Annotated in this window: 10 protein-coding genes, 7 tRNA genes and 2 pseudogenes; 1 reads left to right on the top strand and 18 read right to left on the bottom strand. The window is 54.1% G+C overall.

The window, feature by feature from the left end; genetic code table 11:
- Positions 1 to 32: 32 nt before the first annotated feature.
- The 6 genes and pseudogenes from EL098_RS16165 to miaB all read right to left on the bottom strand — a co-directional run bounded on the left by EL098_RS16165 (position 33) and on the right by miaB (position 7,017).
- On the bottom strand, positions 33 to 938 hold the full coding sequence (locus EL098_RS16165; protein WP_126357159.1) for an amino acid ABC transporter substrate-binding protein: 906 nt from the start codon (positions 936 to 938) through the stop codon (positions 33 to 35).
- A gap of 389 nt (positions 939 to 1,327) precedes the next feature.
- Positions 1,328 to 2,870 (bottom strand): annotated as a pseudogene (gene lnt / locus EL098_RS16160) (apolipoprotein N-acyltransferase).
- 7 nt (positions 2,871 to 2,877) lie between these two features.
- On the bottom strand, positions 2,878 to 3,756 hold the full coding sequence (gene corC, locus EL098_RS16155) for a CNNM family magnesium/cobalt transport protein CorC (protein ID WP_045781697.1): 879 nt from the start codon (positions 3,754 to 3,756) through the stop codon (positions 2,878 to 2,880).
- A 99-nt stretch (positions 3,757 to 3,855) separates the two neighbouring features.
- Complete coding sequence (ybeY, locus tag EL098_RS16150) at positions 3,856 to 4,323, bottom strand: rRNA maturation RNase YbeY (RefSeq protein WP_126357158.1); 468 nt, start codon at positions 4,321 to 4,323, stop codon at positions 3,856 to 3,858.
- Positions 4,320 to 5,381, bottom strand: coding sequence for a PhoH family protein (locus EL098_RS16145; protein WP_126357157.1), 1,062 nt, complete (start codon positions 5,379 to 5,381; stop codon positions 4,320 to 4,322). Before EL098_RS16145 ends, ybeY begins: the two co-directional genes overlap by 4 nt.
- A gap of 211 nt (positions 5,382 to 5,592) precedes the next feature.
- Positions 5,593 to 7,017, bottom strand: a complete 1,425-nt coding sequence (gene miaB / locus EL098_RS16140; protein WP_126357156.1) for a tRNA (N6-isopentenyl adenosine(37)-C2)-methylthiotransferase MiaB — start codon at positions 7,015 to 7,017, stop codon at positions 5,593 to 5,595.
- Positions 7,018 to 7,140: 123 nt separating this feature from the next.
- On the opposite strand from miaB, the gene ubiF reads away from it, so the two are divergent.
- Positions 7,141 to 8,316 carry a 3-demethoxyubiquinol 3-hydroxylase gene (ubiF, locus tag EL098_RS16135; protein WP_126357155.1) on the top strand — a complete coding sequence of 392 codons (1,176 nt, stop codon included), beginning with the start codon at positions 7,141 to 7,143 and terminating at the stop codon, positions 8,314 to 8,316.
- Between the two features lie 109 nt (positions 8,317 to 8,425).
- Here ubiF and EL098_RS16130 read toward each other — a convergent pair.
- From EL098_RS16130 to nagB, 12 genes and pseudogenes are all read right to left on the bottom strand, one after another.
- Positions 8,426 to 8,500: transfer RNA gene (locus EL098_RS16130), tRNA-Gln, on the bottom strand.
- Positions 8,501 to 8,536: 36 nt separating this feature from the next.
- A tRNA-Gln gene (locus tag EL098_RS16125) sits at positions 8,537 to 8,611 on the bottom strand.
- 45 nt (positions 8,612 to 8,656) lie between these two features.
- Positions 8,657 to 8,733, bottom strand: a tRNA-Met gene (locus EL098_RS16120).
- A 21-nt stretch (positions 8,734 to 8,754) separates the two neighbouring features.
- Positions 8,755 to 8,829, bottom strand: a tRNA-Gln gene (locus tag EL098_RS16115).
- A gap of 37 nt (positions 8,830 to 8,866) precedes the next feature.
- Positions 8,867 to 8,941 (bottom strand) — tRNA-Gln (locus EL098_RS16110).
- Between the two features lie 22 nt (positions 8,942 to 8,963).
- Positions 8,964 to 9,048 (bottom strand) — tRNA-Leu (locus tag EL098_RS16105).
- A gap of 11 nt (positions 9,049 to 9,059) precedes the next feature.
- Positions 9,060 to 9,136: transfer RNA gene (locus EL098_RS16100), tRNA-Met, on the bottom strand.
- Between the two features lie 252 nt (positions 9,137 to 9,388).
- The gene (gene asnB / locus EL098_RS16095) at positions 9,389 to 11,050 is read right to left on the bottom strand and encodes an asparagine synthase B (protein ID WP_126357154.1); all 1,662 of its coding nucleotides are present in this window, start codon (positions 11,048 to 11,050) and stop codon (positions 9,389 to 9,391) included.
- A gap of 310 nt (positions 11,051 to 11,360) precedes the next feature.
- Positions 11,361 to 12,116, bottom strand: a complete 756-nt coding sequence (locus EL098_RS16090) for an HAD-IIA family hydrolase (RefSeq protein WP_126357153.1) — start codon at positions 12,114 to 12,116, stop codon at positions 11,361 to 11,363.
- 62 nt (positions 12,117 to 12,178) lie between these two features.
- A pseudogene (gene nagC, locus EL098_RS16085) lies at positions 12,179 to 13,400 on the bottom strand (DNA-binding transcriptional regulator NagC).
- Positions 13,401 to 13,405: 5 nt separating this feature from the next.
- Entirely contained in the window at positions 13,406 to 14,554 is a 1,149-nt protein-coding gene (gene nagA, locus EL098_RS16080) for an N-acetylglucosamine-6-phosphate deacetylase (protein WP_126357152.1), read from the bottom strand.
- Between the two features lie 27 nt (positions 14,555 to 14,581).
- Positions 14,582 to 15,382, bottom strand: a complete 801-nt coding sequence (gene nagB, locus EL098_RS16075; RefSeq protein WP_126358476.1) for a glucosamine-6-phosphate deaminase — start codon at positions 15,380 to 15,382, stop codon at positions 14,582 to 14,584.
- Positions 15,383 to 15,531: the final 149 nt, after the last annotated feature.

Genomic DNA, 15,531 nt, shown 5'->3' with positions numbered 1-15,531 from the left:
AGGGCGGATTTTTCCGGCCCCTGTGTTTCTAATTAGTTGAGAGCTTTGTCGTTTGGTTCCTTGAACAGCGCTTTCATTTCGTCAGAAAGATCGAAGTTCATGTTGAGGTTTTTTGGCGGAATTGGCTGTTTAAACCATTTATCAAACCACTTGGCGGCTTCACCGGAGGTTTGCGCCTTCGCGATGGTGTCATCCATCAGCTTTTTAAACTCTGGGTCATCTTTACGCAGCATGCAGCCGTAAGCTTCCTGAGACTGTGGCTTGCCGAGGATCTCCCAGTTATCAGGCTGTTTTGCCTTCGCACGTTCGCCGGCCAGCAGGGCATCATCCATCATAAAGGCGACGGCACGGCCGCTTTCCAGCGTACGGAAGGAGTCACCGTGGTCTTTGGCGCTGATGATGCGCATCCCCATTTTCTGCTCGTCGTTCAGTTTGTTGAGCAGAATTTCGGAGGTGGTACCGGAGGTAACAACAACGGTTTTCCCTTTCAGATCAGGGAAGTCCTTGATGGGGCCGCCTTTTTTCACCAGCAGACGGGTGCCGACAACAAAGATGGTGTCAGAGAACGCAGCTTGTTTCTGACGCTCTACGTTGTTGGTTGTGGAGCCGCATTCAAAGTCGAAGGTGCCGTTCTGCAGCAGCGGGATGCGGTTCTGGGAAGTAATTGGAATCAGCTTTACCTGCAGGTCAGGTTTATTCAGCTGCTTCTTCACCGCTTCCACGATGGCGTTAGAGTAGTCCTGAGAGTAGCCAACCACTTTCTGCTGGTTGTCGTAGTAAGAAAAAGGTACAGATGATTCACGGTGGCCGACCACGATTACGCCGTTGGCTTTGATCTTATCCAGCGTTGACTGCTGAGGTTTTGCATCCTCTGCATGAACCATTGTTGCGCTCATGCCCATCACCAGCATTGCCGTGGCCAGTTTACGTAATTGCATATCCAACTCCTTAATCTTAGTGCCAGAGGAGGCACCGGTATCCGATGTGAGTGTTGTGTTTAGTTTTGTTGTTTTTTCATGCTGCTAAAAGCGGTCATCCCGTGCTCTTTTGTTAGCATCTAACTTAGCTGAATGTAAAGAAAATGCTAAGAAGATGTTTATTTTTGCGAAGCGCGCCGCACCGTTTAAAGGCAAAGATATTCCTTCGCACCATAACGGTGCTTGCGATGTCACTTTTTGGTGCATGGGTATTACATTGCCCGATAAAGCCAGGCCGCAGGGCGTCTTTGCGCCAGCTATTTGATTTTTACAGCTAAAATCTAGCAAAGCTCGTGCCAGAAATGGAAAAGGCCAGCAGATTTGCCGGCCTTTTTTATCAGAGGGGGGAATTACTTTTCCTTGCGGCTTCGCAGGCCCATCACCAGAGCGCCAAAGCCAAACAGGGCCGTGAGCCCCCACAGCGGCCAGAAGCCAAAGCGCGCATAAGGCGTTAAGCCGGTAGTCGGCGTGACTTTCGCCTCCAGCACCTCGCGGGTGAACTGCGGGATGATGTGGGTGATATCCCCTTCGGCGTTGACCACCGCAGTGACGCCGTTGTTGGTGCTGCGCAGCAGAGGTCGTCCCAGCTCCAGCGAACGCATACGCGCCATCTGCAGGTGCTGCCACGGGCCGATAGATTTCCCGAACCAGGCATCGTTGGAGATAGTCAGCAGGAAGTCGGTATCCGGGCGGAAGTTATCCCGCACCTGTTCACCCAGGATTATCTCGTAGCAGATAGCTGCCGTTAGCCTTACGCCATTTGAGAGCAGCTGAGGCTGAACGTAGGGGCCGCGGCTGAACGAAGACATTGGCAGGTCAAAGAAGGGCGCCAGTGGTCGCAGAATCGATTCAAGCGGCACAAACTCACCGAACGGAACCAGGTGGTTTTTGTTGTAGCGATTGCTGCTGGTGTAGCTGTAAGGGCTGCCTTCACCGAGGGTAATAATGGTGTTGTAAGTGTCGTACCGGTTCTGCTTGTTAAGACGCGCATCGACGATGCCGGTAATTAACGAGCTGTGCTTCGAGCGCAGCAGGTCGTCCATCATGGTCAGGAACTGCTGCTGATTGATTTCCAGATCGGAGATAGCCGATTCCGGCCAGATAATCAGCTGCGCCTTGCCCATCTCCGGCTGCGTTTTGTCTAAATAGATTTTCAGCGTATCCAGCAGCTGGCTTTCATTCCATTTTAGCGATTGAGGAATGTCGCCCTGGACCATCGCCACCTCGACGGAGCGCTCCGCCTGCGGCTGAAACCAGTGGATACCGCGCAGCGGCCAGGGAAGCAGAAGTAAGGCGGCGGACACCACGGCAGGGGCCCATTGACGCGCCTGAAGGGCATAAACCAGCAGGCCGCTGACGATCATCAGCAGGAATGTAATGGCGTCGACCCCAAAAATCGGCGCAATACCTTTGAGCGGGCCATCGATCTGGCTATAGCCAAACTGCAGCCACGGAAAGCCGGTCAGCACCCAGCCGCGCAGGAATTCGGTGATTTGCCAGACGACCGGCGCGGCAATCGCCACGCGCCACCACGTTGTTTTCGGCCAGAGTTTACTGAGTACGCCGGCGAACAGGCCGGTATACAGCGACAGATAAGCGGCGAGCAGCACGACCAGGAAGATATTCACCGGACCCGGCATACCGCCAAACTGCGCGATACTGACATAGACCCAGTTGATGCCGCTGCCGAACAGCCCAAGCCCCCCAGAAGAAGCCAATTGCGGCGCTCTGTACCGGGCGACGGTTTAGCGTTAGCCCCTGTAATCCAGCCAGCGAAACAATGGCCGCAGGCCAAAAATCATAGGGAGAAAAGGCCAGCGTTCCGCAGGCCCCAAACAAGAGCGCCAGCAGCAGGCGAATGCGCTGGCGTTGAAGAAGTTGAGCTTTAGCCATAGCGGCGTTATTCGTCCAGTTTAGGTTGCGGCGAGTCGTCCGGAATTCTGACATGAACCTGAATAATACGGCGGCTGTCGGCCATGGCGACTTTGAACTGGTAACCATCTATTTCAATGGTTTCGCCACGGGCAGGCAGATGGCCAAAGGCTTGCATCACCAGGCCGCCGATGGTGTCGACCTCTTCATCGCTAAAGTGCGTGTCGAAGGTGTCGTTGAAGTCTTCGATGGAGGCGAGGGCGCGTACCGTCCAGGTGTGGCGACTCAGCTGACGGAAATCACCGTCTTCTTCATCGTCGTATTCGTCTTCGATTTCCCCGACAATCAGCTCAAGAATATCCTCGATAGTCACGAGGCCTGAAACGCCGCCAAATTCATCAATGACAATCGCCATGTGGTAGCGCTGCTGACGAAACTCTTTCAGCATGCGGTCAACCCGCTTGCTTTCAGGCACGACAACCACCTGACGTAACACTTTTTCCATGCTGAAAGGCTCAGAGTCGCTGCGCATAAACGGCAGCAGATCTTTGGCCATCAGGATCCCTTCGATGTGATCTTTGTCTTCGCTTATCACCGGGAAGCGGGAGTGTGCGGAATCGATAATAACATCGAGACACTCGTCCAGCGTCTGGTTGTGTTTGAGCGTCACCATCTGTGAACGAGGGATCATGATGTCGCGGACGCGTTGGTCGGCAATATCCATCACCCCTTCGAGCATGTCGCGGGTGTCCTGGTCGATCAGAGAGTTTTGCTCAGAATCACGAATAAGCGTCAGCAGATCGTCACGGTTTTTCGGTTCACCGTGAAACAGCTGGTTGAGAATGAGGGAGAAGAATCCCTTTTTGGCTTCCGGCGTGTCACTATTCTGTGAATTGTCGTCGCTCATGGCGTTAGGTTTTAGGCCTCATATTAATCAAATACTAACAGGCAGCCTGGTCGTGCGCTGCCTGCGCGTGACTGCGGCAAAGGGAAAGCCCTGAGCCGACTACTCTTTCTCGGCAATGTACGGATCGGCATACCCAAGAGCAAGCATTATCTCTGTTTCCAGGGCTTCCATCTCTTCGGCCTCGTCATCTTCAATATGGTCATAGCCGAGCAGATGCAGGCTACCGTGCACCACCATATGCGCCCAGTGCGCTTCCAGCGGCTTCTCTTGCTCCCTGGCTTCCTGCTCAACCACCTGGCGGCAGATGATCAGATCCCCCAGCAGCGGCAGTTCGATGCCCGGCGGTGCTTCGAAAGGAAAAGAGAGCACGTTGGTCGGCTTGTCTTTGCCGCGGTAGGTGAGATTCAGGTCGTGGCTTTCGGCCTCATCGACCAGACGAACGGTCACCTCTGACTCTTCCTGAAACTGTGGGATGACCGCATCCAGCCAGCGCTGGATTTTTGTTTCGTCCGGCAGGCCGCTGTCGGCTTCACAAGCAACCTGTAAATCTAAAATAACCTGACTCATTTACTCTCCGGCGCGGTGGCCTGCAGGGCTAAAGCTTCACGTTTACGTTCGGCGGCGAGTTCATCTTTACGCTTCTGATCGGCGGTTTCCCATGCCTCATAGGCGTTAACGATGCGGGCAACCACCGGGTGGCGCACCACGTCCTCGCTGTTAAGGAAGTTAAAGCTAATCTCATCCACCTCTGACAGGACGTCTATAGCATGACGTAAACCGGACTTCAGGTTGCGCGGCAGGTCTATCTGCGTAACGTCGCCGGTGATCACCGCTTTGGAGTTAAAGCCGATGCGGGTCAGGAACATTTTCATCTGTTCGGTGGTGGTGTTCTGGCTTTCGTCGAGAATGACAAAGGCATCGTTGAGGGTTCGCCCGCGCATATAGGCCAGCGGTGCTACTTCGATAACGTTGCGCTCAATCAGCTTTTCAACTTTCTCAAAGCCAAGCATCTCGAACAGGGCGTCATACAGCGGACGCAGATACGGGTCGACCTTCTGGCTTAAATCGCCCGGCAGGAAGCCGAGCTTCTCGCCCGCCTCAACGGCTGGACGGGTCAGAAGAATACGGCGAATCTCCTGGCGCTCCAGGGCATCCACGGCGGCGGCTACGGCAAGGTAAGTTTTCCCTGTCCCCGCTGGCCCGATACCGAAGGTGATGTCATGGTCGAGAATATTTGCGATGTACTGCGCCTGATTAGGCGTGCGTGGTTTGATAACCCCACGCTTGGTTTTAATGTGGATGGCTTTGCCGTAGTCCGGCACGCTGTCCGCCGTTTGCTCCAGTACCCGGCTCTCTTTGATGGCCAGGTGGATTTGCTCAGGGTCGATATCCTGGCTCTGGCCGCGCATTGGCGCGGTGTCTACGTAGAGATGGCGCAGAATATCCGCAGCAGCGTTAACGGAGAGTTCACGACCGGTGAGCCTGAAATGATTGTCACGGCGGTTGATTTCAATCCCCAGTCGGCGCTCCAGCTGTTTGATGTTGTCATCAAATGGGCCGCACAGACTGAGCAGACGGGCGTTATCCGCCGGTTCAAGCGTTAATTCACGTGTTTCGATATTCAAACTTATCCTCTGGGTCACTCGGGGCCAGTTAAAGTAAAACGGTCTCACGTAGCCGAATGTACGATCCCGGCTACAGGGAAATTATTTATCCCGCAGCGTGATGGCGCAAGCGTCACAATTGATATTTGGGTGATGTCTTCAGAATGCAAGGGCCAAAAAGGAGACAACCTGCCGGAAGCTGATAGTCGATTTCCGGCAGGCCGTGTGAGGGTTAAGGCTGGTAAATCCCTACCCCAATTTCGTTCTCTTTGCGGGTACGGGCAATAACGGATGCCGGAGTTTCAGCAATACGCAGGCCCATCTCCTCTTCGGTACGAACCAGCTTCGCGCGCAGGGAGTTTGTCAGGACTTCGGTGATTTCAACATCCACGAATTTTCCTATCATGTCAGGCGTCCCTTCGAAGTTTACTACGCGATTATTCTCCGTACGGCCGGAGAGCTGCATAATGCTTTTACGCGAAGTCCCTTCGACCAGAATACGCTGCACCGTACCCAGCATCTTGCGGCTCCACTCCATTACCTGCTGGTTAATGCGATCCTGCAGGATATAAAGGCGCTGTTTCTTCTCTTCTTCCGGCACGTCATCCACCATATCTGCGGCCGGGGTGCCTGGACGAGCGGAGAAGATAAAGCTGAAGCTGGTATCGAAGTTGACGTCGGCAATCAGCTTCATGGTTTGCTCGAAGTCCTGGCTGGTTTCACCCGGGAAACCAACAATAAAGTCTGAGCTAATCTGAATATCCGGGCGCGCGGCGCGAAGCTTGCGGATAGTGGATTTATACTCCAGCGCAGTGTGCGTGCGGCCCATCATATTCAGTACACGGTCGGCGCCGCTTTGAATAGGCAGGTGCAGGAAGCTCACCAGCTCAGGCGTGTCGCGGTACACTTCGATAATGTCATCGGTAAATTCAATCGGGTGGCTGGTGGTAAAACGAATGCGGTCTATGCCGTCAATCGCCGCCACCAGGCGCAGAAGTTCGGCAAACGAGCAGATGCCGCCGTCGTAGGCCGCGCCGCGGTAAGCGTTAACGTTCTGGCCTAGCAGGTTGACTTCACGTACACCCTGTTCCGCGAGCTGGGCGATTTCAAACAGAATATCGTCGCAAGGACGGCTGACCTCTTCCCCACGGGTGTAAGGCACTACGCAGTAGGTACAATATTTGTTGCAGCCTTCCATGATGGAGACGTAGGCCGTCGGACCGTCTGCACGGGGTTCCGGCAGGCGGTCAAATTTTTCAATTTCCGGGAAACTGACGTCGACTACCGGGCTGCGGGTGCCGCGAACCTGGTTGATCATTTCCGGCAGCCGGTGCAGGGTTTGCGGACCAAACACAATATCCACATAGTGCGCACGCTGGCGGATCTTCTTCCCTTCCTGAGAGGCCACGCAGCCGCCGACGCCGATGATTACGTCGGGTCTTTTAGCTTTAATATGCTTCCAGCGCCCCAGCAGGTGAAACACCTTTTCCTGGGCTTTTTCACGAATAGAGCAGGTGTTCAGCAGCAGAACATCCGCTTCATTCGCGTTATCGGTCAGCGTAAAGCCGTGGGTGCTGTCCAGCAGATCGGCCATCCTGGATGAATCGTATTCGTTCATCTGACAGCCCCAGGTTTTTATATGGAGTTTTTTTGTCATCGACTTGCCATTGCTCAAGGTGAAGTCAGGAATTAAGCCAGCTAGTGTAATGCTTTGCCAGGGATGTGACCAGCCTGGCAAAAGTCAGTAGAATGGGCAAAGGTGAACGAAGGAAAGAGACTCATGGCAAATCAACCAATTGAAGTAGCCGTTGTCGGCGGCGGGATGGTCGGCGCCGCGGCAGCGCTCGGACTGGCTCAGCAGGGGTTTCAGGTAGCCGTTATTGAACATCAGGCGCCCGAGGTCTTTGCGCCTGAAAGCCAGCCGGATGTCCGCATCTCCGCCATCAGCAGCGCCTCGGTTGGGTTGCTCAAGTCTCTCGGCGTCTGGAACCGCGTTTTGGCGATGCGGGCGCATCCCTACCGCCGCCTGGAAACCTGGGAGTGGGAGAGCGCGCACGTCAGTTTTGATGCCGCGGAGCTGGGTCTGCCTGAACTGGGTTTTATGGTGGAGAATAACGTGCTGCAGCGCGTGCTTTGGGAAGCGCTGGAGGTTCATCCGCGCGTAGCTTTGTATTGCCCGGCCAGGCTGAAGCAGATCCATCGCCAGCAGGCGGGGTGGTCACTCGAGTTTGAGGAGGGCAGCCCGCTTCAGGTGGATATGGTGATTGGCGCAGATGGCGCCAATTCTCAAATCAGGAAATGGGCGGGTATCGGCCTGCATGCCTGGCAGTATCGTCAGTCCTGCATGCTGATTACCGTTAAATGTGAGTTTGAACCAGGCGAGAGCACCTGGCAGCACTTCACGCCGACCGGGCCGCACGCCTTCCTGCCGCTGTTCGATAACTGGGCCTCGCTCGTCTGGTACGATACGCCAGCACGTATTCGGCAGCTGCAGGGAATGACTCTGCCTCAGCTGCAAAAAGCGATTGCGGCCACTTTCCCTCAGCGACTGGGAGCGGTCACGCCGGTGGCCAGCGGAGCATTTCCTTTGACGCGTCGGCATGCGTTGCAGTACGTTCAGCCAGGGTTAGCGCTGATAGGGGATGCGGCACATACGATCCATCCTTTAGCGGGGCAGGGGGTGAACCTCGGTTATCGCGATGTGGATGCCTTACTTGAGGTAATGATCAATGCCCGCAGCCACGGCGAGGACTGGAAGAGTTCGACGATCCTGAAGCGTTACCAGGCGCGACGCCAGGCGGATAACTTCCTGATGCAGAGTGGGATGGATCTCTTCTATGCAGGATTCAGTAATAACCTGGGGCCGTTGCGCGTAGTTCGTAATATTGGGCTGATGGCGGCGGAGAGAGCCGGTGGCCTGAAGCGTAAGGCGCTGAAATACGCCCTCGGACTTTAATCTTTAGGCCCTCTCCCTGCGGGTGAGGGCCAGGGTGAGGGCATGAGGCCGCACGGTACTGAACAACAAAAACAAAAAAGCCCGCAGAGCGGGCTTATTTGTTACTGATTGGCTGGGGTGCAGGGATTCGAACCCCGGAATGCTGGTATCAGAAACCAGTGCCTTACCGCTTGGCGACACCCCAATTGCGTTAAACAATCTGCTTAACGACTTTTTAAATTGGCTGGGGTACGAGGATTCGAACCTCGGAATGCTGGTATCAGAAACCAGAGCCTTACCGCTTGGCGATACCCCAACAATTTTTTTGGATTTATCGAACTTAATCAATAATTCCTTTGTATGGTGGCTACGACGGGATTCGAACCTGTGACCCCATCATTATGAGTGATGTGCTCTAACCAGCTGAGCTACGTAGCCAAACCTAATTCTATTTTTCGATGGCTGGGGTACCTGGATTCGAACCAGGGAATGCCGGTATCAAAAACCGGTGCCTTACCGCTTGGCGATACCCCAATGACCGTCGCGGTTAACCGCATGTCTCGAAAAATAATGGCTGGGGTACCTGGATTCGAACCAGGGAATGCCGGTATCAAAAACCGGTGCCTTACCGCTTGGCGATACCCCATCCGTGCAACGCGAAAGATAAATGGTGCGGGAGGCGAGACTTGAACTCGCACACCTTGCGGCGCCAGAACCTAAATCTGGTGCGTCTACCAATTTCGCCACTCCCGCATAAAAAAAGATGGTGGCTACGACGGGATTCGAACCTGTGACCCCATCATTATGAGTGATGTGCTCTAACCAGCTGAGCTACGTAGCCCTCTTTTTACGCGCTACCTTATCGGCGTTGCGGGGCGCATTATGCTGAGTTGACTCTACAGCGTCAACTAGTTTTTTCCCGAAAACCCGCTCAGAATGTTCGTTTGAATGACTTGCGAACAGCTTGCTTGAAATATCAACAATAACGAGCCTTTTTGTTTTTAATTTCGGTTAAAAACAGGGATAAAGCCTCAGCGATAATACAGAAAAACAAACGGACCCGAAGGTCCGTTTTGTCATCGATCGTTAGCTATTAATAGGCGGCCTGGTGCACGCCAACCGCACGCCCTGACGGATCGTTCATGGTTTTGAAGGATTCATCCCACTCGATCGCTTTTGCTGAAGAACAGGCTACGGACGGGCCGCCCGGCACACATTCCGCAGCGCTCTGCAGCGGGAACAGCTCTTCGAAAATCTCACGGTACAAATAGGCCTCTTTTGAGCCCGGCGTGTTGTACGGGAAACGATAGGCGGCGGTAGCCAGCTGCTGGTCGCTGATCTGCTCGGCGGCCACCTCTTTCAGGGTATCAATCCAGCTATAACCTACGCCGTCAGAGAACTGCTCTTTCTGGCGCCAGGCAACGCTTGCCGGCAGGTAGGATTCGAAGCATTCACGCAGCACATGCTTCTCCATTTTGCCGTTGCCACACATTTTATCCTGTGGATTGATGCGCATTGCCACATCGAGGAATTTTTTATCCAGGAACGGCACGCGGGCTTCAACGCCCCAGGCAGACATGGCTTTGTTGGCGCGGGCGCAGTCAAACATATGCAGAGCCTGCAGTTTGCGCACGGTTTCCTCGTGAAGTTCTTTGGCATTTGGCGCTTTATGGAAGTAAAGGTAGCCGCCAAAGACCTCATCAGACCCTTCGCCGGACAGCACCATCTTAATGCCCATCGCTTTGATTTTGCGAGACATCAGGTACATCGGCGTAGAGGCGCGGATGGTGGTCACGTCGTAAGTTTCGATGTGGTAGATAACATCGCGGATCGCATCCAGACCTTCCTGCACGGTGAAGTGGATCTCGTGGTGAACGGTGCCCAGATGGTTAGCCACTTCCTGGGCGGCTTTCAGGTCCGGAGAGCCTTCCAGGCCGACGGCGAAGGAGTGCAGCTGCGGCCACCAGGCTTCGCTGCGCTCTTCATCTTCTACGCGGCGTGCGGCAAATTTCTTGGTGATGGCGGAAATAACGGAAGAGTCCAGCCCGCCTGACAGCAGCACGCCGTAAGGCACGTCGGACATCAGGTGGCTTTTGACGGAATCTTCCAGCGCCTGACGCAGCGCGTTTTTGTCCGTGACGTTGTCTTTGACTTCTTCATAGCTGAACCAGTCGCGCTGGTAGTAGCTGCGGATTTCGCCATCCTTGCTCCACAGGTAGCTGCCCGCCGGGAACTCTTTGATGGTGCGGCAAACCGGCACCAGCGCTTTCATTTCGGAAGCGACATAGAGGTTGCCGTGCTCATCGTGGCCCATATAAAGCGGGATAATGCCGATGTGGTCGCGGCCAATAAGGTAAGCATCTTTCTCACTGTCATAGAGTGCGAAGGCAAACATCCCCTGCAGCTCATCCAGGAATTCCGGGCCTTTTTCCTGATAGAGCGCCAGGATGACTTCACAGTCTGAGCCGGTCTGGAAGGTATAGCGGTCGCCGTATTCGGCGCGCAGTGCCTGGTGGTTATAGATTTCACCGTTTACCGCCAACGCATGAGTTTTTTGCGTGTTATAAAGCGGCTGAGCGCCCGCGTTGACGTCAACGATGGACAGACGTTCGTGAACAAGAATTGCTTTGTCGCTGGCGTAAACACCTGACCAGTCCGGGCCGCGGTGGCGCATCAGGCGCGATAATTCCAGCGCTTTTTTGCGCAATTCAACTGCATCGGTTTTGATATCCAGAACGCCAAAGATAGAACACATATTACTTCTCCGTACACTTGCCTGAGCGAGATGAGTTGTGGTGCTGCGTTGCCGATTTTTTACTTTTGCTGCGGCTTTGCTGCGTTGCTTAGTAATGAAAATGCTCAATCGCTGGAGGGAATGCAAGAGTTTTAGCATTCAGCTAATAAATAGTGCAGTGAGGATTGCTGATTTATGAAAAATGCTGATGTTTTGGCCGTGAAAATTAGCGGATCGTCAATTTTTAACGATTTGCACTAAAGTTTTCTTTCTCTGAGCGGCGGTTTTTTATCGATAAATAAAAATGCCGGCTGCGGGCCGGCATTCTCAATCAGAAGATATCGATTTCCGCCACCGACGGATAAATCCAGCTCGGCCGGAACGGCATATCATCGACGTTGTTCAGATTCGAAACGCCGGAGAGCACTAATATGGTTTCGAGACCAGCCTGGAAGCCGGCGAGAATATCCGTGCGTAAGTTGTCGCCAACGATGACGGTTTGCTCGGAGTGCGCCTGCATTTTGTTGAGCGCTGCGCGGATAATCCACGGGCTCGGCTTACCGACATAGAACGGCTCGCGGCCGGAGATTTTCTCGATGCCGGCACAGAGCGCGCCGCAGGCCGGGCTAAAGCCGTGGCCGTGGCTGTCCGGGTTGGTGGCAATAAAACGCGCTCCATTCGCCACGAAGTACGCGGCTTTGTGCATCATTTCCCAGTTAAAGGAGCGGGTTTCACCGACGATGACAAAGTCCGGATTAATGTCGGTAATGGTAAAACCTGCTTTGTAGAGCTCGTGAATCAGCGCACCTTCGCCGACGACATAGGCCTTCTTGCCCTCCTGGCGACGCAGGAAATCCGCGGTGGCCATGGCGGAGGTGTAAAACACGCTCTCGGGCACGTCGATGCCCGCGGAAGCAAAGCGGTTGGCAAGATCCTGACTGGTCTGGGAAGGGTAGTTGGTCAGCAGCACCAGCGGCATTTCTTTTTCAATAATACGTGCCAGAAATTCATTAGCGCCCGGCACAGCGACGTTGTCGTGCATCAGCACGCCGTCGATATCACAAATTACGTTCTGGATAGTGGTCATTAACAACTCTGGCTCGCGGAATGAAGTCGGTAACTATAGCGTAAAATGCTGCCTGGGCAGCATTAACTTTCCAGCAGATGCTGAAGCAAAACGCCGTTCAGCATGGAGCGCTTAACCAGCGCAAACGCCCCAATGGCCGAGCGGTCGTCAAGCTTCGAGCAGACGATGGGCAGGTTTTTACGGAAGGCATTCAGGGCCTGGGTGTTAATGCAGCCCTCGATGGCCGGCAGCAGCACCTTTTCGGCTTCGGTTATCTCGCCGGCAAGCACCACTTTTTGCGGATTAAACAAATTAATAGCGATGGAGATGGCTTTCCCCAGGTGACGGCCCACGTGTTCCAGCACTTCGCAGGCCAGCGCATCGCCTTTATTGGCGGCTTTGCAGATAGCCTGGATGCCGCAGTCTTCAAGCGTCAGGCGGCTGTTGTAGCCTTGCTCCAGCAGATGGCGAACACGCTTTTTCAATCGCGGCGTTGGCGGCGATGGTTTCCAGACAGCCAAAGTTGCCGCAGTGGCAGCGCTCGCCTAACGGGTCTACCTGGATATGGCCAATCTCACCGACGTTGCCGTTGCGGCCGATAAAAATCCGGCCATTTGACAAAATACCCGCTCCGGTGCCGCGGTGAACACGCACTAAAATGGAGTCTTCGCAGTCGTGAGTTGCACCGAAGTAGTGCTCGGCCAGCGCCAGGCTGCGGATATCATGCCCGACAAAGCAGGTGACCCTGAAGCGTTTTTCCAGGCTGTCGACCAGCGCCCAGTTGTTGACGGCGATGTGTGGCATATAGCGAATCACGCCGCTTTCGGGGTCGACGAGGCCTGGAAGGATGACTGAAATAGCGATCAGCTCGCGGGTTTTACGCTGCCAGGTTTCGATAAAGTGGCTGATGGCGTTGAGCAGCGCGTGCTCAAGAGTTTCCTGCGTGCGTTCAGGCAGCGGATAGTGCTCTTCGGCAATCGACTTTGCGCTCAGGTCAAACAGCGTGATGGTGGCATCGTGACGCCCAAGACGCACGCCAATGGCGTGGAAGTTACGTGTTTCTGTAGTGATAGAGATAGCGCGGCGGCCGCCGGTGGAGGCCTGCTGATCGACCTCTTTGATCAGGCCGCGCTCAATCAGCTGGCGAGTAATTTTTGTGACGCTGGCGGGCGCAAGCTGGCTTTGTTCGGCAATCTGAATGCGCGAGATGGGACCATGCTGGTCAATCAGGCGGTAGACCGCCGCGCTATTCAGCTGTTTTACCAGATCAACATTACCAATTTGGGCTTGTCCGCCAGTCGTCATGCTATTTACTCAGTTACGACCTCGTTACCATTAACGATGGTCTTGATGATTTTATAGTCGCGGGTAAACACGGTCAGGTTAGCCACTTTGCCGGCTTCAATTGCGCCCAGCTGTTTATCCACGCCCATTGCGCGAGCAGGGTAGAGCGTTGCCATACGCAGGACTTCATCCAGCGCAATCGCCGCGTGCTCCACCAGGTTGCGAACGCCCTGAATCATTGTCAGTGCAGACCCGCTGAGGGTTCCGTTCTCGTCAACGCACAGACCGTCACGGTAGTATATTGTTTTACCAGCAAAAATGAACTGATCGATGTTCGCGCCAGCCGGTGCGGTGGCGTCAGTGACCAGACACAGTTTATCGCCCTTCACGCGTTTTGCGGTGCGGATGTTCGCATAATCAACATGCAGGCCATCAGCAATGATGCCACAGTAAACGTCGGCTTCATCAAAAATTGCGCCAGCAAGGCCCGGTTCACGGCCGGTAATGTAAGGCATGGCGTTGAAAAGGTGAGTCGCGAAAGTGATCCCGGCGCGGAAGCCGATTTTGGCTTCTTTCAGGGTCGCGTTGGAGTGGCCTGCGGAAACAATGATGCCTGCGGCGACCAGTTTCTGAATCACTTCTGGCTCAACCATTTCCGGGGCGAGGGTAATTTTGGTGATCACGTCTGCATTCTGACAGAGGAAATCAACCAGCTTCGCGTCCGGTTTGCGAACAAAGCCTGGGTTGTGCGTCCCTTTCTTAACGATGTTGAGCCACGGGCCTTCAAGGTGTAAACCCAGCGCCTGGTGGCTGTATTTCGCCAGGTATTCACGCATCACGTTTACGCCCTGCATCATCAGCTCATCGCTGGTGGTGATAAGCGTAGGCAGGTAGCTGGTGCAGCCTGAGCGTTCGTTCGCTTTCTGCATGATTTCCAGCGTTTCAACCGAAACGGCTTCTGCTGTGTCGTTAAACTGCACGCCGCCGCAGCCGTTCAGCTGAACATCAATAAAGCCGGGGGCAATGACGGCACCGCCCACATCGCGTGTTTCTATTCCTGCTGGCAAAGCGTCAACAGGGCAAACACGCTCAATCAGGCCATCGGCAATAACTACCGCGTGGTCATCCAGAATTTCATGGCCGGTGTAAATCCGACCGTGGATTAATGCATACATCTCCTACCCCCGGTATTAAAGTGGTGCTTAAAGACCTTTGATGTTTTCTGCTTCCAGCTCGTTGAAATATTTCAACGTTTTCACTTTCAGCTCCATCGTGGACGGCTCATCACAAACGATGACCGCCTTCGGATGCAGCTGCAGACAGGTGATGGTCCACATGTGGTTAACGTTGCCTTCAACGGCCGCCTGAAGCGCCTGGGCTTTTACGCCACCCAGCACCAGAATCATCACTTCTTCTGCATCCAGAAGCGTACCCACGCCGACGGTCAGCGCATATTTTGGCACCTGAGTGACATCGCCGCCGAAGAAGCGAGAGTTTGCCACGCGAGTGTCATGAGTCAGCGTTTTAATACGAGTGCGGGATGCCAGAGAAGAGGCGGGTTCGTTAAATGCGATGTGACCGTCGTTGCCAACGCCGCCCATAAACAGGTGGATTTTGCCGTAGGAGCGAATTTTTTCTTCGTAGCGGCGGCATTCGGCATCAACATCTTCCGCGTTGCCGTTCAGCAGGTTAATGTTTTCTGCTGGGATATCAACATGATCAAAGAAGTTGCGGTGCATGAAAGTATAATAGCTTTCCGGATGTTCTTTCGGCAGGCCGACGTACTCATCCATGTTGAATGTGACGACGTTCTTAAAACTAACCTGGCCTGCTTTATGCATCTCAACCAAAGCCTTGTAAGCTTCCAGCGGCGTACCGCCGGTAGGCAGACCCAGAACGAAAGGACGGTCTGCGGTCGGTTTAAATGCATTAATGCGGTTTACAATATGGCGAGCTGCCCATTTGCCGACTTGTGCCGGGGTAGCCAGGGGAATCAGTCTCATCATTCACCTCGTAGTTAAGAGTAAAAATAGGGTTAGCTGAATCGATCTCGATAAGCATAAGGGTAAACCACTTTTATACTGAACCGACAGGGATCAATCCGCCTTGATTTTTTGAATCATAAAATAAGTTTTCTGAGATAGCCAGTGAA

It is taken from the genome of Cedecea lapagei (assembly GCF_900635955.1).
Classification (GTDB): Bacteria; Pseudomonadota; Gammaproteobacteria; order Enterobacterales; family Enterobacteriaceae; genus Cedecea; species Cedecea lapagei.
This window is presented reverse-complemented; position numbering and strand designations above follow the sequence as displayed.